This window comes from Prevotella sp. E13-27, assembly GCF_023217965.1.
GTDB lineage: Bacteria > Bacteroidota > Bacteroidia > Bacteroidales > Bacteroidaceae > Prevotella.
In genome coordinates this window covers 2,069,672-2,089,965 of sequence record NZ_JALPSC010000001.1, presented here as the reverse complement: position 1 = coordinate 2,089,965, position 20,294 = coordinate 2,069,672, and the positions used below count along the sequence as shown (strand labels likewise).

General features: G+C 42.1%; 20 protein-coding genes and 1 pseudogene. All 21 read right to left on the bottom strand.

Going from position 1 to position 20,294, the window contains the following annotated elements:
• Positions 1 to 11 precede the first annotated feature (11 nt).
• Positions 12 to 140, bottom strand: a pseudogene (locus tag M1L52_RS08250) (GDP-L-fucose synthase); the annotation flags it as partial.
• A gap of 98 nt (positions 141 to 238) precedes the next feature.
• On the bottom strand, positions 239 to 1,474 hold the full coding sequence (locus M1L52_RS08245; RefSeq protein WP_248614456.1) for a pyridoxal phosphate-dependent aminotransferase: 1,236 nt from the start codon (positions 1,472 to 1,474) through the stop codon (positions 239 to 241).
• A 338-nt stretch (positions 1,475 to 1,812) separates the two neighbouring features.
• Positions 1,813 to 1,965, bottom strand: a complete 153-nt coding sequence (locus M1L52_RS08240) for a hypothetical protein (protein WP_248614455.1) — start codon at positions 1,963 to 1,965, stop codon at positions 1,813 to 1,815.
• A gap of 26 nt (positions 1,966 to 1,991) precedes the next feature.
• On the bottom strand, positions 1,992 to 3,128 hold the full coding sequence (locus tag M1L52_RS08235) for a nucleotidyltransferase family protein (RefSeq protein WP_248614454.1): 1,137 nt from the start codon (positions 3,126 to 3,128) through the stop codon (positions 1,992 to 1,994).
• Positions 3,129 to 3,144: 16 nt separating this feature from the next.
• Entirely contained in the window at positions 3,145 to 4,044 is a 900-nt protein-coding gene (locus M1L52_RS08230; RefSeq protein ID WP_248614453.1) for an NAD-dependent epimerase/dehydratase family protein, read from the bottom strand.
• A gap of 1 nt (position 4,045) precedes the next feature.
• Positions 4,046 to 5,191 (bottom strand): biotin carboxylase, encoded by a 1,146-nt coding sequence (locus M1L52_RS08225; RefSeq protein WP_248614452.1) that lies wholly within the window; start codon positions 5,189 to 5,191, stop codon positions 4,046 to 4,048.
• A gap of 4 nt (positions 5,192 to 5,195) precedes the next feature.
• On the bottom strand, positions 5,196 to 5,780 hold the full coding sequence (locus M1L52_RS08220; protein ID WP_248614451.1) for a sugar transferase: 585 nt from the start codon (positions 5,778 to 5,780) through the stop codon (positions 5,196 to 5,198).
• A 2-nt stretch (positions 5,781 to 5,782) separates the two neighbouring features.
• Positions 5,783 to 6,943 carry a glycosyltransferase family 4 protein gene (locus tag M1L52_RS08215; protein ID WP_248614450.1) on the bottom strand — a complete coding sequence of 387 codons (1,161 nt, stop codon included), beginning with the start codon at positions 6,941 to 6,943 and terminating at the stop codon, positions 5,783 to 5,785.
• 5 nt (positions 6,944 to 6,948) lie between these two features.
• Positions 6,949 to 7,518 carry an acyltransferase gene (locus tag M1L52_RS16470; protein ID WP_317231478.1) on the bottom strand — a complete coding sequence of 190 codons (570 nt, stop codon included), beginning with the start codon at positions 7,516 to 7,518 and terminating at the stop codon, positions 6,949 to 6,951.
• 26 nt (positions 7,519 to 7,544) lie between these two features.
• Positions 7,545 to 9,380, bottom strand: coding sequence for an acyltransferase family protein (locus M1L52_RS08200; protein ID WP_248614449.1), 1,836 nt, complete (start codon positions 9,378 to 9,380; stop codon positions 7,545 to 7,547).
• A gap of 34 nt (positions 9,381 to 9,414) precedes the next feature.
• Positions 9,415 to 10,485 (bottom strand): glycosyltransferase, encoded by a 1,071-nt coding sequence (locus tag M1L52_RS08195; RefSeq protein ID WP_248614448.1) that lies wholly within the window; start codon positions 10,483 to 10,485, stop codon positions 9,415 to 9,417.
• Complete coding sequence (locus M1L52_RS08190) at positions 10,482 to 11,762, bottom strand: hypothetical protein (RefSeq protein ID WP_248614447.1); 1,281 nt, start codon at positions 11,760 to 11,762, stop codon at positions 10,482 to 10,484. Before M1L52_RS08190 ends, M1L52_RS08195 begins: the two co-directional genes overlap by 4 nt.
• Entirely contained in the window at positions 11,759 to 12,868 is a 1,110-nt protein-coding gene (locus M1L52_RS08185; RefSeq protein ID WP_248614446.1) for an EpsG family protein, read from the bottom strand. Before M1L52_RS08185 ends, M1L52_RS08190 begins: the two co-directional genes overlap by 4 nt.
• A 31-nt stretch (positions 12,869 to 12,899) precedes the next feature.
• The gene (locus tag M1L52_RS08180) at positions 12,900 to 14,204 is read right to left on the bottom strand and encodes a glycosyltransferase family 4 protein (RefSeq protein WP_248614445.1); all 1,305 of its coding nucleotides are present in this window, start codon (positions 14,202 to 14,204) and stop codon (positions 12,900 to 12,902) included.
• 70 nt (positions 14,205 to 14,274) lie between these two features.
• Positions 14,275 to 15,276 (bottom strand): 3-oxoacyl-ACP synthase III family protein, encoded by a 1,002-nt coding sequence (locus tag M1L52_RS08175; RefSeq protein WP_248614444.1) that lies wholly within the window; start codon positions 15,274 to 15,276, stop codon positions 14,275 to 14,277.
• 7 nt (positions 15,277 to 15,283) lie between these two features.
• Positions 15,284 to 16,030, bottom strand: coding sequence for an SDR family NAD(P)-dependent oxidoreductase (locus M1L52_RS08170; protein ID WP_248614443.1), 747 nt, complete (start codon positions 16,028 to 16,030; stop codon positions 15,284 to 15,286).
• Positions 16,027 to 16,257: an acyl carrier protein gene (locus M1L52_RS08165; RefSeq protein ID WP_248614442.1), complete on the bottom strand. Its 231-nt coding sequence runs from the start codon at positions 16,255 to 16,257 to the stop codon at positions 16,027 to 16,029. The genes M1L52_RS08170 and M1L52_RS08165 overlap by 4 nt, the downstream gene beginning before the upstream one ends.
• A 52-nt stretch (positions 16,258 to 16,309) precedes the next feature.
• On the bottom strand, positions 16,310 to 17,224 hold the full coding sequence (locus M1L52_RS08160) for a hypothetical protein (protein WP_248614441.1): 915 nt from the start codon (positions 17,222 to 17,224) through the stop codon (positions 16,310 to 16,312).
• Position 17,225: 1 nt separating this feature from the next.
• On the bottom strand, positions 17,226 to 17,549 hold the full coding sequence (locus M1L52_RS08155) for a DapH/DapD/GlmU-related protein (RefSeq protein ID WP_248614440.1): 324 nt from the start codon (positions 17,547 to 17,549) through the stop codon (positions 17,226 to 17,228).
• A gap of 234 nt (positions 17,550 to 17,783) precedes the next feature.
• The gene (locus tag M1L52_RS08150) at positions 17,784 to 19,298 is read right to left on the bottom strand and encodes an oligosaccharide flippase family protein (protein WP_248614439.1); all 1,515 of its coding nucleotides are present in this window, start codon (positions 19,296 to 19,298) and stop codon (positions 17,784 to 17,786) included.
• A 7-nt stretch (positions 19,299 to 19,305) separates the two neighbouring features.
• A complete protein-coding gene (locus tag M1L52_RS08145) occupies positions 19,306 to 20,289 on the bottom strand; it encodes a hypothetical protein (protein ID WP_248614438.1) in 984 nt (327 codons plus the stop codon).
• Positions 20,290 to 20,294 lie beyond the last annotated feature (5 nt).

Genomic DNA, 20,294 nt, shown 5'->3' with positions numbered 1-20,294 from the left:
GATGGCGCAGATTATGCTTCCAAGCTCTGCCTATACCACTCGAAGAGTTTAGCCACACCATCCTCAATCTCGACTTTGTGCGTCCAGCCAAGAGAGTGCAGCTTACTTACATCAATGAGTTTACGCATTGTTCCATCAGGCAACTTCAGCGACTGACTGGTTTAGGCCGCGGTCTAATTCAACGTATTTAGGGTACTTGTACCCCCGTGACGAGGAACCTGTCCCACTGTCACCCCTATCACTTTTCTACCACCTTATACCGTTCCAGAGCCTTCCCCAACAAGAACAAAGCCCTCTGTATATCTTTCTTATTCAGAACGTAAGCCAGGCGAACCTGATTCATTCCCATACCAGGAGTAGAATAGAAACCTGCAGCCGGTGCCATCATAATAGTTTCTCCAACCTTCCCGTCAGGAGTCTTATCATCTTTCCAACAAAATTCACTCAAACACCAAGCGCAGAATTTCTCCGTATCATCTACAGGCAACTGAGCGACTGTGTAGAATGCGCCCATAGGAACGGGGGTATAACAGCCTGGAATACGATTCACGCCATCAATCAAGCATTTCCTGCGCTCTACATATTCATCATACATCTCACGAGAATACTGCTCGGTACCCTCAATCGAAGCTTCTGCTACTATTTGACCAATCAAAGGAGGTGACAAACGAGCCTGACAAAACTTCATCACAGTCTTCCTTACCTGCTCATTTTTAGTTATCAAAGCCCCAATACGAATGCCACATTCAGAATAACGTTTTGATACAGAGTCAATCAAAACCACATTCTGCTCTATGCCTTCTAAATGCATAGCGGAAATATAAGGTGAACCCGTATAGATAAACTCACGATATACCTCGTCCGAGAACAAGTACAAGTTATACCTCTTCACTAGATCCCGAATCTGGTTCATTTCCTTTTGCGTATAGAGATACCCCGTGGGGTTGTTGGGATTGCATATCAGAATGGCTTTTGTCCGCTCATTGATAAGCTCCTCAAACTTCTCAACCTTAGGCAGGCAGAAACCTTCCTCAATAGTAGTGACCACCGTTCTGATGACCGCACCCGCAGAAACTGCAAACGACATGTAATTGGCGTATGCGGGTTCCGGCACAATAATCTCATCACCAGGGTTCAAACAACTCATGAAAGCAAACAACACGGCCTCACTGCCACCACTGGTAATGATAATCTCATCTGCATCCAGTTTTATCTGGTAACGCTCATAGTAGTTTACCAAAGCTTTTCGCAATGAGCGATAACCCTGTGATGGGCTATATTCAAGCGTCTTTCTGTTGATATGCTTAAGTACATCTAATGCCTTTTGAGGCGTGGGCAAGTCCGGCTGACCAATGTTCAACCTGTATATCTTCACGCCTCTATCTTCCGCTGCGTATGCTAAAGGTGCTAACTTTCTGATAGGAGAAGCGGGCATCTCAACTCCTCGTTGAGAGATCTGTAATAGTTGTTTCATTGTTTCTAATTACTCAAAATATCTTCTGGATTTTGTGGCTCGTATGCTACATCCTAACATTTCAGGATAACGAGACCTGGGTCCAAGGCTTTCACTGTATCCACTGACCAGCCGGTACATTCAATGCCATCTCTCATCCTGGGTCATAACGATTCCTTTACAGTGGCAAGAGCCGTTTCGATATCTTCCAACGCGACAGTCCACCGTAAGCGTACGATTAAAGACGATTTGTTTTTATCTCAGTAGGCAACGACCTCCGCAACTTCTCCCTTTGACATCATAGCTTATAGTCTTTGATGCAAAGATAGCCTCTACCTAGCAGTCCTAATAGACGTGGTTTATCGGAGACTTACAGCCCCATCTATCACACACTCCTTCTTTCCTTTTATCTCACAAGTAAGCGTTTCCGCATTAGCCTTGATTTCAGGCTCAAACATGCTTGTCGGACGGAACGTTACACTGTCCGAAATAATCATGTCTAAGTTGAACATATATATCGTTGTCTTGAATATTATCTTTATCTTGTTAAATACGCTCCAAACCTGCGGCAGAAATAGTGTATGAAGAACTTGGGGGCATTCATCGGGAAGATGGCCGTCAGCCGCATGAATTCTCCGATGCGAAGCCAAAGCGTAATGGTCTTTGCAACCACTCCAGGGTACTTGCTTCGGTAGCTTTGGTCTTGGTTGAACCCGAAACTGCCGGAACGTAATATCAGTTTGTAGATACGGTTGGCATTTCGTTTCTGTCTGCCCGATGTCTTATAGAAAGGCATCGCCTCCTCAGGCATCCCAAGCTGCTCTACGGCAAACACACCAAACGACCGCCACTCTTCCATCAGCCCCATATCCTTCAACTTTCTTTCTAGCTTTTTGTAGTCTATCTTATCTCGATAGGTCCACAACAGTCTGCACCAGTCGCACACCTGCCGTAAGCCAACGCCCCCAACATAGAAGTGCTGGATAAAGTGCGTAAAGATAATGATGATATCGTTATCCGCACTGGGAAGGAATACCTGCGTACCTTCATTCATCCACGACCTGACGTTCCCGCCATAGAACAAATCGTTTTGCACCTCTTCTATCCCACGATTAACTCGCTTGGATAATTCGGTATTCATCGTTCCGTGCAGTTCCACAATCCATGGATCAATAGTCATTCCCAGATGCTTTCTGAATGTATCCTCTTTATCTACATGTGCTGCCAAGGGTGCCAGAAACTCTTTTGCCTTATCGTAATTGTCAGCACTCAACAGGAAATCCACATCACCACACGACCGCCAGAAAGGTTTCTCGTAGCATTGCGCCACACCTTGCCCCTTGACCAACAGTGCGTAGATTCCTTCCTTGCGCATCTTATCCACCAGCTCACCGATGAAGTGGTTCATTGACTGGTTCTGCTGCTCCAACATCTGGATTTCTCCGATCCACTGTAACAACATTTCCTTTGGTGGTCTTTGGTCAAGAGGCAAATTCTCTATTCCTGTTAGCACAAGTCCTAATACCGCCAGTTCGCTTGCCAGACGATACACCTCTTCCCAATCAACAGAATCTCTAAACTCTAAACTCTCAACTCTAAGCTTTTGAGAGTTCTCCCACAATCCAGCTCTTACCAGCGCAATGAACGCTGCTTGGTTCTTATTCTCTTTGCTCACGAAATCGTAATCGCTATTAAATCTTGAACGATGCCAGTACATCCAACGGCTCCCACCTAAGTTCTTTTCTGGCTTTCTCACTGCTAAAGGTGCTGGAGGCTGTCATCTTCTTCAGTCTTGCAGAGTTGAGCGGGAATCTGTCCCCTACCACATCACCAACTAGTGCCGCACACTTGGCCAGCCAATACGGAATTGAGATAGGAGCCTTCTTGCCTAACTGTTTAGCAATTGAAGCCTCTAATTCTCCAAAGGTGGGATGATGCTTATCACACACATTGTAAATACCGCCCTTATCAGCCACCAGCGGCACCAGTCGGGCAATGTCTTCTGCCATCAGCATACTTTTTTGTGCCTTCCCGCCAGCTATGCTGAGATACTTGCCTGTTTTGATACCATTTACCATCGCGCCCAGATTCCCTGGCGCTCCCTTGCCTGCCAACAACGCAGGACGCAGAATAGTCAGAATCACGCCATTCTTCTTGCTCCAATCCAACAGGAACTCCTCAGCCTTAATTTTGCTATCAGCGTAAGGTGTGTCACCAATCAGTGTTCTGGTTTCCTCAGTATCGTTCTTCCCTGGTTCCGACCCATAGACACTCATCGTGGAAATAAAAATAAAAGAGTGCGGAACGCCAACCTTATCCAAGGCTTTGCAAAGGTTGATGGTTCCCATCAGGTTGATGTCATAAAACGCCTGACGCTCTTTAGGTGTCTTTGGATAGACATGGGCTTTACCCGCTGCATGAAGTACGATGTCATACTTGCAAGGTAGCTCTGGCACTTCTTTGGCTAGATTCGCAGGAATCATATCCCTGTCGGTAATGCCTATGGTGGTTACTTCATAATCCTTATCCAGTAAAGGTTTCACATTGGCACCAAGAAAACCCGTACCACCGGTAAACAATAGTTTTTCCATATTACTTAAAGCTATCCCAGTTTTCTATCACCGCATCCCAAGGGCCACGGTCTTCTTTATCATAGATATAAACGCACTTGGCATCCTTGAAGTCACGGAGCCATTCTGCAATGGATACCATACCGCCCTCAACACGCTTGCCATAGTCAATCACCTCACTCATCGAAGTGAACGGTTCAAACTCTTTGCGGTCAGCAGGATCGATATATCCGTTCTCCATCCCCTTTACCCAAAGGTAATCCAGCGGCATTCCGGCAAACTTGCAGGTGGGGTTCCAAGCGGAAGCTCGGAAGTTGGTTTCCATAAAGTAGAACGTACCGTCTTTGTCAATCAGGAACTCTACTTCAAACACGCCCTCAAAGCCAATCTCCTCAAACATAGCCTGGAGTTTCTTCTCCATCTCTTTGTCGGTAAACATACAGACATCGTGATACGGGCTGTAGTAACCTTGAATGAGGTACTTCCACGTCATCTGGGTGATAATCTGCATCTCTTTGCCGTGATTGATGGTGTAACCTTCCAGAGCCATCTCGTTCTTCTTGTCCACAAAGTGCTGAATCATAATCAGCGGACTCTCTATCTTCTCAATGGCCTCTTTCAGTTCCTGTTCGTTCTGGCAAATATACACGTCAAACTTCCAACTACCCGAGTTGGGAGAAATGTCCTTGGTAATGATGGGGTACCACAGGTTTTCAGGCAGCGGGTCGTTCTTACCAATCACATAGCTGTCAAGTACGTTAAAGCCGTGTTTCTTGGCCAGCTGCTGTATCTGGTACTTGTCCATAAACTCGTTGATGCGTCCGTTGCGACCGGCATTGTAGGTAATGAACTTGTCCTTCCATTCCTCATAGTGCAGGTCAAAGAAGCCTACTGACTTGTCATCCGAGAACACAATGTATGGCTTCTTGCCTGTTTCAGCGGCAATGTTGCCATACTCGTTCATCAGCAACTGGTAGCCATCTTCCACAGAGTCCACTCGGTGGAGCTTGGAGATATACTTACTGCGTGTAGCCACCTCATAGCGACGCTTCACGGATATATACACAGGGTTGATACCATTCTCGCCAAAGGCACGAATCATATTCAACGGATTGTAATGTTCGAGGGCAAAGACTATACAGAGGTGCCCGTTATAACTGTTGTTCATATTGTTATTGCTCTTTATATACATTCTTTCCTAACACCACGGTCTTGATGATTCCAAAGAACACTTTGAAATCCAGCCCGAAGCTCATCTTATCTACATACTCCGCATCCATCTCAAACTGCTGTTCCCTCGTAGCTGTTGCACGCAGGTCAATATCCACGGTACAGAACATCCCTGGTTTTGCATCATAGCGATGGGCATAACGTGCGTTGTCCTTATACTCGTCAAACTCAAATGCAAGAATGGGTCGAGGCCCGATAATAGCCATTTCGCCTTTGATGATATTCAGCATCTGGGGCAGTTCGTCAAGACTGGTTTTCCGCAGTATCTTTCCCACTTTAGTGATTCGCATATCATGTTCAGAAGAGGCTACCCCACCTTTCTCAAAGGCATGATCGCACATAGTCCTGAACTTATACACAGTGAACTCTTTCTGACCCTTGCCCAAACGCTTCTGCTTGAAGAGCGCAGGTCCTTTACTGTCACACTTGATGACAAGCGCGATGATCAGCATCGGGATAGCAAGAATAATCAGCCCCAACACTGATAGCGTAATGTCTATAAATGCCTTGAAGAAATGTCTATACATAGTTACCTTGTTAAACTGTCTATCAATTGAAGCATGGCTTCCCTTACTATCGAATGCTCGTAGTTTTCAGTAACCCACTTTCGTCCATTCTTTCCTAACCTGCGGGCAAAGTCCTTATCCATCATCGCCTCAAGAGCCTTTGCAATCGATTCACCATTCAGGTCAGCAAACAAGCCCGTCTCGTTTTCCACAATGGAATCGATACATCCTGTTTTTCTCGTTGTCACCACGGGTAATCCCATTGATGACGCCTCTAAAACCACAGTGGGGAAACCTTCTCTATAAGAAGGCAGGATAAAGGTATCCATCAGGGAATAGTAACGGGCTATCTCGTTGTAGGGCACAAAACCTGTATAGATAATACTTTTGTCGGAAGATAGGAAATCCAGTGTTTCTTGCGGAAGGGCATCCCGCTTCTCAGGCGAACCCACAATCAAGAGCTTTACCACCTTCTCTGGATGCAACTCGCGCAACCGTTTAAATCCCTCCACCAGTTCCACGATGCCTTTGTCACGTACCAAGCGGCCAATATAGCCAACAACAAAATCGCCTTCCTCAATCCCATATTGTTGTTTCAGGCCAGCCACCACTTCATCTGAAACCTTATCGGGATTAAACCGTTCTATAGTATCTACACCATTACAAGTGCCCTTCGATAGCAGCACCTGTTTTTCCGGCTTGTCAATCCCATCATTCTGGCGAATCTTTGCCACCGAAGGACTAACAATCACCACTTTCTCGGCATTATGCGAATTGAAGCTCTCGCTCATAATCACAAAACGCCTCAAGATACCTTTCAAACCCTCTTGCAGTGCCCCATGTGCCAACTCAATGCGATGAGGTATTCCGGCCAGTTTTGCTGCTGTCATTGAAATTAGGCAGGCAGACGGGCCGCTGTGCGCAATCACCACATCGAACTTCTGTTTACGCATATATTTGTAAATAGCCCAGAATGTCTTGATGGAACGAGGCCTCAGCTGCCGGTCTATCTGTATCTCCGTATATTTGATGCCTTGTTTCTTGGCATACGCCTCCAAATACGGCCCCGGAGAACTAATTAAATGACACTCATAACCGCCCCTCTCCTGAAAATACTGGAGTTGGTCGCCAATATAAGATTCAGCGGTTACATCTGATGTGATAACGGATAGTATTTTCTTCATTTTGTTCAGTCTTCGTAATAGCTCAGTTCGAGATACCCCACTTGCGGGTTTTTCTCGAAGGTTTTTCTTAACTCCTCTTTTTGTTGCTTGCTCACTTTGGCATGGTCATACGAATACGAAGAATCGAATGTAGGTGCCACACCTATTTGTGATTTTTCGCGTTCTATGTAATCTTTTGTCTTCCCTATTACCTTGGCGGGAACTCCGGCGGCAATGCACCCGTCGGGAATGTCCCTTGTCACCACACTGCCAGCTGCAATGATAACGTCATCGCCTATCTTGGTATTCATCAGTATGGTACTATTGGCCCCCACGAACACTCGGTTGCCAATAACCACGCGCCCTATCCTGCCATAGCCGGTATAGATACGGGGGCTGTCGTCGTGAGCAAGAATCTGCACCTTGTTTGCAAGCGTCACGTCATCTCCGATGGTGATAAGCCAACAGTGTGACGGATCCATTCTTGTTCCCGACTGGCGGTTGAAGTTCTTTCCAATCTTCATACCTCGCTTAGTGAAGTATGAAGTAGGAATATCACCATACATAAAAATGTTAAGTATTTCTTTTAGTTTCATATTTGCTTATCAGGTCTAAAAAAACACTATTTGATTCTGTCTTTTAATGCATCTGTACAAAAAATCTTCTTCCAATCAATTCTATCCGCATAGTAACGTGCACCATCTTTTGATAAATGACGACAATCTGGACTTATAAAAGTCTTCTTATCAGAGAATACCAATACATTGTTAGAACTTCCGACAACTGACATTTTCAAGAAATCAACATAGCGTTCACCCCACTCCTCTTTCAACATGTCATTCCATTCAAAATAGCGCGCATCTATTTTCATAGTTTGAGAATAATAATCCTTTTTCCTCCTGTTTTTGTAGATTACACCATTATGAAGTCCGTAATTTTTGGTACCAATTCCCCAAACTTGCGTCTTTTCTTGCAAAATATCCCACAATGATTGAGGTACGTTATGCTTCCACCCGAAGAAAAACACAATATCACTCTCATGTAGTCTCTTAATGATATCAGCTTCACTGTTCGTGGTTTCAGAATAAGAGATGTTAACCTTTTCCTTCATTTTGGATTCAAGAATAACATTGGCCATGTCTCGTGCGAAACTATTCCCAATAACCATCACGTTAATACGTCCATTGTCTGGGAAATCAACAGCCATCGTCCTTATCCTGTCATTGTATCTTGTATACGCATCTGGCTCAGTATCACCATAAGCAATATTGAGTTCGGGCACATCTCGAATGATGCCCCCTTTGGCATAGACAACAACCGCAAATCCATTAACCAACACAAAGCAAATTATGGTTCCCCAACGCGACATTTTGTTCAATTTCAAACGCTTCTCAACAACTCTATACGATAAATACGATATTACTATTACAATAAGGAATATAAGCATCCATTTTGTCCACGGTATTTCAGGATAATTCACATATCGGTAAAAAGCAATTATCGGTTGATGCCAAAGGAAGATACTATAACTCATCGCCCCTACCACACACAATGGATTCCAAAGCTTCTTATTGAAAATACTATTGCCAATTTGCGCGTTTATTAAAAGTAAAATTGTAAGGAAGACCGTGGATAACAATAATAGCCACCTAGGTATTAAGCCGTTGGTATGGTTAGGTAGATGAACAAGATTTGGTTCGCCAACACTTTTTCCTCCTAAACAACCAAAGAAAACTATAATGCCCAATAGAATTACTCCTAATAAATAGAATTTGCCATTAGCGATTCCTTTAAGATTTACTCTCTCACTAATCAAAGAAAATGCCCCCCCCAACCCGAGTTCAAAGAACCGACAGGGTAACATGTAAAAACGACTACCATCATTGATGCTTGGCAGGAAGTAAAGTATAAGTGAAATGAGAGAAAAACCAGATAGCGTCCATAAAGCCGTTACCCTAAAATCATTCCTTTCCTTCTTGAGTCTAAAAAACACCAATAAGATAAGAGGCAGAAGTAAATAAAACTCAAACAATATACCCAGATACCATGTATGCATCAGGGGCTTGTACTCCATGAAAAGTGCCCAGTAATTATTTGTTGTAATTGAGGAGAGAATATTGTTTGAGAAAAGACTTGATGCAATAACTGACGATGACAGATTTTCCAAGTCATCAGGAAGCATAATAATGATTCCTGCAACCATTGAAACAAGCATCACTAACAACAGCAATGGCAGTAAACGGAATATCCTCTTTTCTAGATAGTTGAAGTACTTGAATTCTCCTTCTTGAATGGATCTAACAATTCCTGGGGTTATCAAGAATCCACTTATTACAAAGAAAACATCAACCCCTAAATAGCCACTTTCACATAGCCCCATGTGATATAGCACCACTGCTATAATGGCTAATGCTTTCAAAAAATCTATATCTTTTCTATAAACAAACTGTTTTCCCATCTTTAACCTTTCTGTGTATTGTGGGTGTTTATTATTATAAAAGGAACGACTTCAGATAATCCACCCATTGCTTTCCGATGACATCCTGACGCAACAGCTCATAAATTTTTGTTGCATTAACTCCTAAGGAGTCAGCTAATTCGCTGTCATTAGCCAGTTTCTCAAAGCATTCAGCCATTGCCTTGTCATCATCAAGGTCCATAAGCAAACCGTTTTCGCCTGACTTGATTAAATCAACAGCACCGGAAACCTTGGTGGCAACGCATGGAATACCAAGGCACAGTGCCTCAATAAGCGCATTAGGCATACCCTCATTCCAACTGGAAAGTGCAAAGCAACGAGCATCCATTATCAAGTCCCAAAGGTTCTTTACGGCTCCTGGCAACTCCACACAGTTTTCCAAACCCATATCCTTAATCTGTTTTTCTATTTCTCCACGTGACGGCCCTTCACCATAAATCGTAAGGGTATAGTCCGGATGGTTTTGTTGGAATGTCGCAAATGCTTTCAACATCATTCCGAGATTCTTCTGGGGTGCCAACCTTGCAGCAGCCACTATCCTGTTCTTCTTTTCTACAGTCAGAGCTTTTCCTATCAACTCCAGAGGAAGGAATACTGGATTATAGATAACATGTGCTTTCTCTAAATACTTTCCCGTATAGTAACCCCTATTGTTCTCTGTCTGGCATACGATGCCTTTAGCCTTGCTATACGCCCATCTCCTCAATAGAAGCTGGAAACCCTTATTCCATACCGCCCGTGGGTCGTTTCTGTCAGCAACCACAATTGGCATGGTAAAACCTTTAAGGCTGCCGCAGACAAGCACATTCCAGGGTTCCAGGAAAGAGAGTATCAAGTTAAATCCCTCCCGCTTGACATATTTGCGAAACCACAATCCCATCTTCAGCGGGTTTTGGCTTTTGCACTCATGCTCAACACAAACCCTTGTAATGCGTGTGTCAAATTGGTAAAAGTCGGGGGTATCCAACCATGAGAGGTATACCACTTCAGAAAAACTATCGGCAAAACCCTTCGAAAGTACAGAAAGCACCCTTTCCGCACCTCCCGAAGCATAGTTGCCGCAGGAAACCAACAGTTTCGTCATCTTATTTTATTTTTTATTACGTCACAGAAATCCTGATAGAAAGCCTGTGAGATATTGTTATTCAAGTGATTCCTTCTCCCCACTTCAAATGCCTTATGCTGGTAGTCAATCAGTAACTGGGGGTTCTCTATAATGCGTTGTAAAGTGGGGTAAATATCATTGGGCTGGTTAATGCAGATTGCACAATCATTGCGTCTTAGATAAGCGCCACCAGCCTGTTTTTCATCGCATATTGCCATCACAGCACATCCGCTGTCCATGCAGTCTATAATCTTCGTTGAGAACGACATTCTCACCACATGACGGTTCTTGCGGTCAAAACTCTCCACATGTAGGGCAATGTCGCTTTGGTCATATACCTTCTGTAACTCGTCCGGATAGATCGTTCCATGGAATCTCGACACCACACCGTCGTTCAGCATCTGCATATCCTTTTCTTTCAGAGTCGAACCCGAGTAGGTGTCCAGCGTCATTTTAATCTCATCGCCATTGATTCGTTTCATGGCTGCCACCAGAGCCTCCAACGTTTTGTACCTGTTATAGCTTAAGCTTCCACCATACACCATTCTTATCGGTTTCCCTACTGATTGTTTCTCCCTCGATGCCTCAAAATTGCCGCTCTTTCGGAGTATTTTCATATTGGCTCCGAAGTCCTTCTCGCACTGTTCCTTCTGTTCGTCGGTCATCGTATAGCACAGGGAATACACTTTGAATATCTCACGTACATGCTTGCGCAACACAAAGTGATTGATCCAGAACAACGGGGAGAACGAGTACTGGTTGTTGGTATAGAAGTCGTCGGATATATAAGAGATGACAGGCACTTTAGTATGATCTGCCACCATCTTTACCAGACGAATCATATAGTTATACCCTTGGCAGGGCGCATAGATAACATCAGGTTTAAAGTCATCCACGAACTTGAACAATTCGCTTTTATCCCATTTCGCCAATTTCCATGTTATCTCACGAAATAGTCGTAACCATTCACCAGGGATAAATCCTTTTGCTCCTGCGTATGCTTCATCTGTGCTGACAGCTGTAGGCGGCTCGTCATAGTCCAGTATTTGGCCCACCTTAGTACGGTGTAGCACATTCGATACCATCATCTTATCCATTAGCTGGTAGTAGTGCTTGCAGATCGGGTTGTTTGGCTCCGCACTGGAGCAAGAAATCATGGCGAATTCTGCGTCAAAGTCCTTAAACACATTGGTTAAGACGTTGCCGCCGTTGAGGTCGTCGCGCCATGCAACTTTGGATATAACGAGGATTTTCATAATTGCCAGTGAAAATAATAAACCATACCACCACCCATCACAGTTAATAATGATAAAGTTGCTATAGCAACAACATAAACCGTACTTCTATTCTCCTTTTTGAACATACAATCTATTGCAAAAGGCACGAGGAATATAAGGTAGATATGATAGTATAATGATATTCTAATCATCGAACCATTTGCCCGAATTAATGGTGCAAAAAAAGTAAGCAGAGGTGCCATGACATAAAAAACACAGTCCATATAAGAACTCTGCAAGTCTTTTTTCTTAATAGCTATCAAACAGAATAATGAGAGTAATTCTATCAAAATTATAAAGGTGCCTATACCCCCCTGAATACCACCTTCCCCATACCTTGCATACCTCTCCATACCAACAGATTCTCCCATGAACACAATAATTTGGTTAGGGAACATCAATACGATGGGGAATAAAAGGAAACTTACTAAGTGCATTTTTTTTAGGGTAGCAGGTTTGGTTTGATACCAAATCATCAACAATGGCAAGGCAAATAGGAAGGATGAAAGATGCATAGTTACACCTAACAAAAATAAAATTATAGCCCTAATCGTCTTTTTATCCATTAAGGATATTAAAGCCATCATATCAAAACCAATAGCACTGATCTGTCTGCCACCGCCAATTAAAAACACCTGCAAAAGAGCAATATAAAAAATGTAGGCAAAAACAAGTTGGCTAATTCTTGTGGAATACCGATAAAGAAGGATTCCGAAAGGAACAAAGAACAACAAATCAATTAATATCGAAAAGATATAAAAATCCTTTGTTAACCAACCAAGAAATTTGTTTAATACAAGAAAGCCTATATCACCTTCATCAGAAACGCCTGAATACTTAAGGAGGACCATTGACCAAAGTTCTCCCCATTTCATATCAATCGACACCTTGAATAGATCCTTATAGACATCAGTGTCCAAATTATATGTAGTACTCATCCATTCCGGGCTACGCATAGCAGCCACAAAAACAAGTACAATGCTACATAGTATAATATACCATAGCCTATTCTTTTTTGTATCATTATTTGAGAACAGTATTCCCAAAACAATAACAAAAGGAATTAAAAAAAAATTAATATGCATAGTTTTTCTAAAAAAGGAAGGAATAGTATAACTACTCGGTAACCTGATAAAGCAAATGGTCTGGGATGGGCGTTCCATTTCGGAAGTTATCAATAACTGCCATGAAATTTTCTACCATCTGTTTCGCATTTTTATCATCGTTACTCCAGCGAGCAGAGTATTCTTTAGCATTACGTCTCAGTTCCTCCACTTTTTCTTTATTATCTAACATATACAGCATTTGAGCTGCCAAATCTTTCACATTACTGTTTTCTGCCAGTAAAACACATTCTTTTTCAGCATTAAGAGTCTCCGTTCCTTCTGTCTTGTAACATACAACAGGTATCTGATAATGCATCGCTTGCCGTTGCGTACTTGAAATATAATCCAACTTACAGGGCAACAACGCGAATCGGGATTTCTGAATATGCTGGAAGAGATCTTCCTGCTTCTCGAAGAATGACGAAAAAACGACATTGTCATCCAAGCCCAAAGAAGAGGCTTTTTCTTTTAGCATATTCTTATAATCTTCTAGACCGCCTCCAATAAGATTGAGTTTGACCTCAGGATACTTTTTCTTAACTATAGCAACAGCCTCTATGGCATCAGGATAACCCTTTACATCGCACATAGCCATCGCAAAATTAACGAAATCATATTCCTTGTTTTGGAGCTTCACTTCAGGCAACAGGTTGCCAAATTCCCAATTGAAATTGTATGCTGTCTTATTTAGTTCTCTAAACATACGGAAATGCATGTCTGTATCTACCGAAACATATTGGAGTTTTTCGAAAATTTTTCTTTCCACATATGCATTAATCTTATCATAGTTACTTCTACTCGTATAGATAGAACTATTGTAAATTGTTTGACACTTTACAATTAGAGGAATGCCGTCTAAACCAACGACAGTTCCCGCTATATGAGGGTTCTCCGCGCCAATCAAAGCAATAATATCTGGCTTTATCTCATTAATAATACGACGAACTTTGGGCCGTAAAGGATTAAGCTTATGCCATAGTGCAGGATTATGTATGACATGTTTTAGCATAGTAGCCACATCACAAGGCATGAAGTAATAATGAACCCCCTCCATTACAAAAGAGCACATCCTTTTCTTCAAACCTGGATGAGCGGAGATAACATATAAGTCAATGTTGTCCTGTTTACGCAACAACTCAATCATATATGAATCCCAAGCAGCCACATCACCGTATGTAGTATCTTTGGCTGGAAGTCGGAATAATGTTCGGATAAAAGAATATACCTTTCGGCTATCAAGGGGCAAATGCTCACGTACTTTGGCATTGCTAAAATGACACACAAAGGCAACTCGTATCAGTTTATAAGTCGGCATACTATCTTATTATTAACCTTGCGTTTATATACGTGTATTAATCAAACTTATTTAATCTCTGTTTTTGGCATCAAAACTGCAGTATTGTACCACCCCAACTCAAACCTACTCCAAAACCGGTAATCATCACCTTGTCGCCTTTCTTAATTACGTTATTCTCCAAACAATCCTTTAGTCCTATTAGGACAGTGGATGACACTGTATTACCAGTTGTGGCGAGGTTGATATAAAACTTGTCTTTGGGCAACACACAAACTTTACGAATAGTGCTCAGCATAAACTTATTGGCTTGATGAAAGACAAAGTAGTCAATCTGGTCTTTTTCAAGTCCATTTTTCATCAGAACGCTTTTTATCATTGCCGGCACTGCATCTAATGTAAAGTTGAATATTTCGCCACCATTCATATAAAGGTAGTCATCATACCATATATGACCTTCTTCATCTTCTGAGCTTCCACCTGTCGTCTGTTTGCACCTTGCAGCACCTGTCTTGACTATCAGATTGTTTGCACCTGATCCGTCGGTACCCAGCACAAACTCACCTATTTCAGCAAAGCCTTCAGTTGATACCAAGCAGGCTGCAGCTCCATCACCAAAGATACTACGATTACTCTTGTCAGAAAGATGAAGATACTTATTGTAGGTTTCAGCCGTAAGCAGCAATACACTCTTCGCAATTCCTGCAGCTATCAACCCTTTGGCCATAGCCATACCATAGATACAGCCTGAGCATCCAAGATTATAGTCAAAAGCTCCGGCGGAAGTCGGAATTCCCAGCCGGTCTTGAAGGAGACAAGCGGTTGATGGCAGGAAATAGTCTGGACTCTGTGTACATAGCATCACGAAGTCAATCTCCGACGGACTGATGCTATACTCTTCAAACAGTTTGCGGGCTGCTTTTTCAGCCATGTCGCCTGCCGTTTCATTTTCAGCTGCCAAATGGCGAGAATCAACACCAACCTTCTGAGCTACTTTGTCCACACTCCACTCAGGGAACTCTTGTACTAGTTCCTCATTCGTAACCACCCTTTCAGGCAGGTAATACGATAACGCTTTAATAAATGCTTTCATTATCTTACTATAAAATGCCCCCTCCTGTTATATTTACATTACTCCCTGTCATCCATGTGGAAGCGTCGGACAGCATATAGACTGCAAGATTGGCTATATCCTCAGGTTGACCGTAGCGCTTGAGAGGGTAAGTCGCTTCGTCTTCCTTGAGCAATTCCACATCAATACTCTCATTGAGAATCAAATCAGTCCATACCATCGCGGGGCTGATGCAATTCACGCGAATCTTCCTTGGAGCCAACTCCAGCGACAGGCAATTAGCGTAAGAGATAATAGCACCTTTGGAGGCACTATAGATAGAATTGCCCAAACTGGGAGACCACGATGCTATGGATGCTACAAACACAATGGATGCCCCTTTGTTTATCTTCTTTTGCCGCAGCAATTCAGCCTGGAGCATAACGGGAGCCTTGAAGTTCACATCCATCACCTGATTGACATCTTCTGAATGCAAATCCTTACAGGCCACCCTTTGCCCCAAACCAGCACACTGTACCAACCCGTCCAACTTGGGCAATTGGTTCACCATAGAAGCCAAAGCACCGGCATCTGTTAAATCAACCGCAGCCACAGTATGTCCTTCTCCACTCATCTGGGAGAGTGTTTCATGCAACCTCTCAGTATTTCTACCGTTGATGATGACCGTTGCCCCCATCCTGGAGCAAGTAATAGCAATACCTTTTCCAATGCCCGAGGAGGCGCCTGTCACCAAAATGGTTTTACCTTCAAGTGTGAACGGATTGTAGTCTATCATTCTGCGGCAGCTATTACGTTAAACAATGCTTCTACTGTCTTGCACTCTTTAATCTGCTTTCCTGTCACCTTCTTACCATAGACCTCTTTGACCATAGCAATCACACTCATACCAATGAGTGAACTCCACTCATCAAGATCGTGATATTGTGTAGAGGCTGTGATTTCAGAAGTATCAGTATCCTCAAACTGCTCAGCAAAGTTCTTTACAAATTCGTCTAATTCCATAATAGTATTCATTTTAATTGTTAATAATCTCTAAAATAATCACTTATAAACTTTAGAATTCCACTTTTTCTGCCGGGACTCCAAATACTTTCGTCCCGTCCTTAACTTTCATTACTACAGTTGAACCAATACCAATCAATGAATCGGCCCCCACTTTTATCCAGTTGTTGATGGTCGAATTAGGGCCTACCCAGGTATTATCACCAATCTCACACGAGCCAGACACAATACTGCCAGCAGTAAAGATACAGTTCTTACCAACCACATTGTTATGGGCTATGTGACAAAGATTATCCATTTTAGTATAATCGCCAATAACGGTATCCGAAAGAGCGCCTCTGTCTATGGTGGAATTTGCACCCACCTCAACATAATTTCCAATCACCACCTTTCCAAGCTGAGGAAAACGGAAACGGTTACCATCGGCATCCTTCTCGAATCCGAATCCGGCACCTCCAATGACAGCACCCTCTTTGAAGAAGCAATGATGGCCTATCTTGACATTGTCGTAAATTTTAACAAAGGCACTGATACTGCAATTATCGCCTACCTCAGCTTTACCAATTACAGCGTATGGTCCAATATATACATCTTTACCTATTTTTGCTTCAGGATCAACGATTGCCGTAGGATGGATTTCATGTGTTCCCATCTCCAGAAAGAAAGCATTCCCGATGACTGCCAAAGCTTGTCTGGGGTTACTAACCACCAAGAGGGTCCTCTTTTGTTCCTTCAACTCTTCCGTATAGGCCACCTTCTCACTGACAAGGATTACTTTGGCCGGGGACTGTTCAGCGATAACCTGCTGGTTTTTCTTATTATTGCCTACCCAATCCAGAGTGGTTTCATTGACATGCTGCACATCAGCCAAGTTATCAATATACACATCTTCGGTCGGGCCATAAGTGGTTATCAACAAATCGCCTAGTGTATCTTTGATCTCACTAAGTTTAACTATCTTCTTCATTTTATTCTTTTTGATTATTGTTTTCAGTTAAATATCTAACAATTCTTGCAGGAACACCTGCAACTACGCAGTTAGAAGGCACATCTTTAACAACCACAGCATTTGCAGCTATAACCACGTTATCACCAATTTCCACCCCCCCCAGAACGCAGGAATGGGCTCCAAATTTCACATTGTTTCCAATAATTGGATTCTTACTATAATCGAAACTACCAGCCGTTCCGACAACGACACCTGGCCGCAGCAATACATTTTTTCCGCAAGACTTCGGATAAAACGTAATGCCGCCAAAATGGGCTATACAGAAAGCCTCTGGAAGGCTCATGTCTCTTACCACTTCTATTCCTAATTTGAAGGTCAGATGTCTCAACCTAAAATACTGTAAAATATACAGAGGGAATAATAGCTTATGCTTTGAGAGATAATAGCATAGTCTGTGATTGAAGGTATATTTAAACCCAGGCACCATTAGAACGCAGTACCAGAAAGGCTTCATATAACACCGCAAATCCGTCTTTACTAATCGTTTGAATTCCTTGAATGAAAGCTTGTCCATATATTACTCTGATTCATTAATACGTTTCTTGGACATGAAACTTAAAACGAGATTCTTCTCGTATTTGTTCGCCAAGAACAACCATATTATAACACAATACCCTATAGCATAGATTCCCATGGAAATAATCAAAGCCATCCATCCTTCAAAGGGTAAATAACGTTGTATGAAATAAGCGGCAACGGTATAAACCGTCAGTGGGGGCAGGATTCTCAGATGACAGTTTTTGAAAAAATGCTTCATATCCAGCCCCATTTTTCTTTGATAGAAATCCACATAGAGTATTTGTGTTAGTATCAATGCCACACCCGTAGCGGCAGCACAACCCAGAGCACCATATTTTGGAGCGACGATGATAGAGAGAATAATACCAATCACAGAACTTATCAAAACTCGAGTTGCTGTATGTTTTATTTTATTCTCTGCATATACCATGTCCATTGCAATTTGCATTGTTAATGAAATGACATTCACAAATACTAAGAATATGAACACAAAGTATGATGCATGGAACGTCTCTCCAACCCACAAATGAATAAAACGCTCACCAAAAGCACAGAAACCTGCAAATATCAGAAAAATGACATATAACTGTATTCTCCCAACTCTTATCATCAAATCCATAATACTTTTCCTGTCACCAGAATGCGACAATCTAGATACTACTGGCAGGAAAAGGCCATTTAACGCGGCAGAAATAGTATATACCATTCCTTCAAGGTTACGCCCCACTGAAAAAATTGATATTTCAGTCGTGTCAGAGAATATCCCGAGAATGGTTGGGACTAAACTTAGCCTGAACATCTGAGCCAACTGAACAAGTAATATCCATGCAGAGAAAGAGAAAAGTGCAATAAGTTCTGCTTTCTCAAAATACTTCCAGTTAATTCTGATTTTTGACTTCTTTGTGAAGATTAAGTATCTAAGAACAGCGGTCCCGAATCCAACCGCTCCTGTAATGAATACAATATGATAAACGTTCCCATCAAGAAGCAACGCTATAACTATCAATATTACTGTACCTACCCGGACTACCAAATCCAGCAACTTGTTCTCCACAAAGAACTCGTATGCCATCATGGCACCACTAACTGGTTTGAACAAGAAAGAAAGTACGCTAAAAGTTCCAGCAATGCAGTACAAGACTTTAAGTCTTTCTATCTCTTCTGGCGTTAACCCTCCGAATATATTGGCAAGGAAGAAAAACAGTACAAATAGGACAACAAATATGATGGTATCAAATATCAGATATACCTTTGCTGTTATACCAAGCATATTAGCAACCTTTTCCTCATCACCCTCGGCCCTATATTTGGCAATAAAACGAGTGATAGTACCAGAAAGACCGAAATCCAGCAGAAAATATGACAAAAATGCAGTAACCAAACTATATAAACCATAATCTGACACACCAACCTGGTTTATCATCCAAGGTGTATATACCAAGGAGATAACGATATTGAGGAATATTGATATATAGGAAATTATAGCTCCTTTTGCGATACTACTTTTTGCCATACTTTCGTTATTTCAAGTATTTGGGTCTTTCTAAAACTACAATTTTACCTGTTAACTTATATATAAGGAATCTTAAAACCGAACGAACCCTTTCTTTTAGAGGAATAGCATTTTTTTCTTTATATGCTAACTCTATCTCTTGTGTATAAAGATCGTTTTCAATATGAGGTTCAAACACCAACGATTCGTCAATAGGAAGATTTATAAGACGCTGATAAGAATCCAAGTTTTTACCGTGCTGGCCACTGCCGTCATGCCCCCAGTTACGAACCATTGAAACTTTTGGGAAAACGCACCACCTTTTGTCTTCTGGGATGGCTTGCAAAATAGTATCTCCTAGAATGTGCCTCTTTTTCAACATATAAAGTAATGAAGAGGCTAGTACTATGCTTTCACTAAAAACAGTAGAAAGAGGATAAGAATCAACTATCTTTTTTATCTTGTCAAAATCATATAATTCTTGCATTCTATCCCTTCGCTCAACCCAAAAAGCTGCCCCCCATGCACAATAAGCCTTGTTATATGTATATACATTATTCTTTATATTGGGTGTTTCAACTATATTGAAACCACATACAGCAAGTATTCTATCATCATTTTTTGAATACTCCAAGCCCCAATTGCAATATGACAAGAAATTCGGGGAGAACTCATTATCATCCTCTGTTATAATATAACGATCATAGGATTGCCGTATCTCCTGAAGAAGTAGCATGCTGTTACTGTTGACAGTTCCTACGCCACAATTATGGTCTCTTCTGCGGACATATAGGTTCTTGAAGCCATGTTTCTTCTCCTTCTCAGAAAGATACTTATCTATCTTTTTCCATCCTTCAACATACTTTTCTGAAGGAGGATAGTCAAGTCCGACATATACGTCTGTCTTATCCGCATCTGTGCAACGTTCTAACGACTCCAAGCAGCGTTTGAAGTGCTCAAATCTGTTGAGTGTTGGAATATATACCGGTGCATACTTCTGTACTTCACTCATATTTA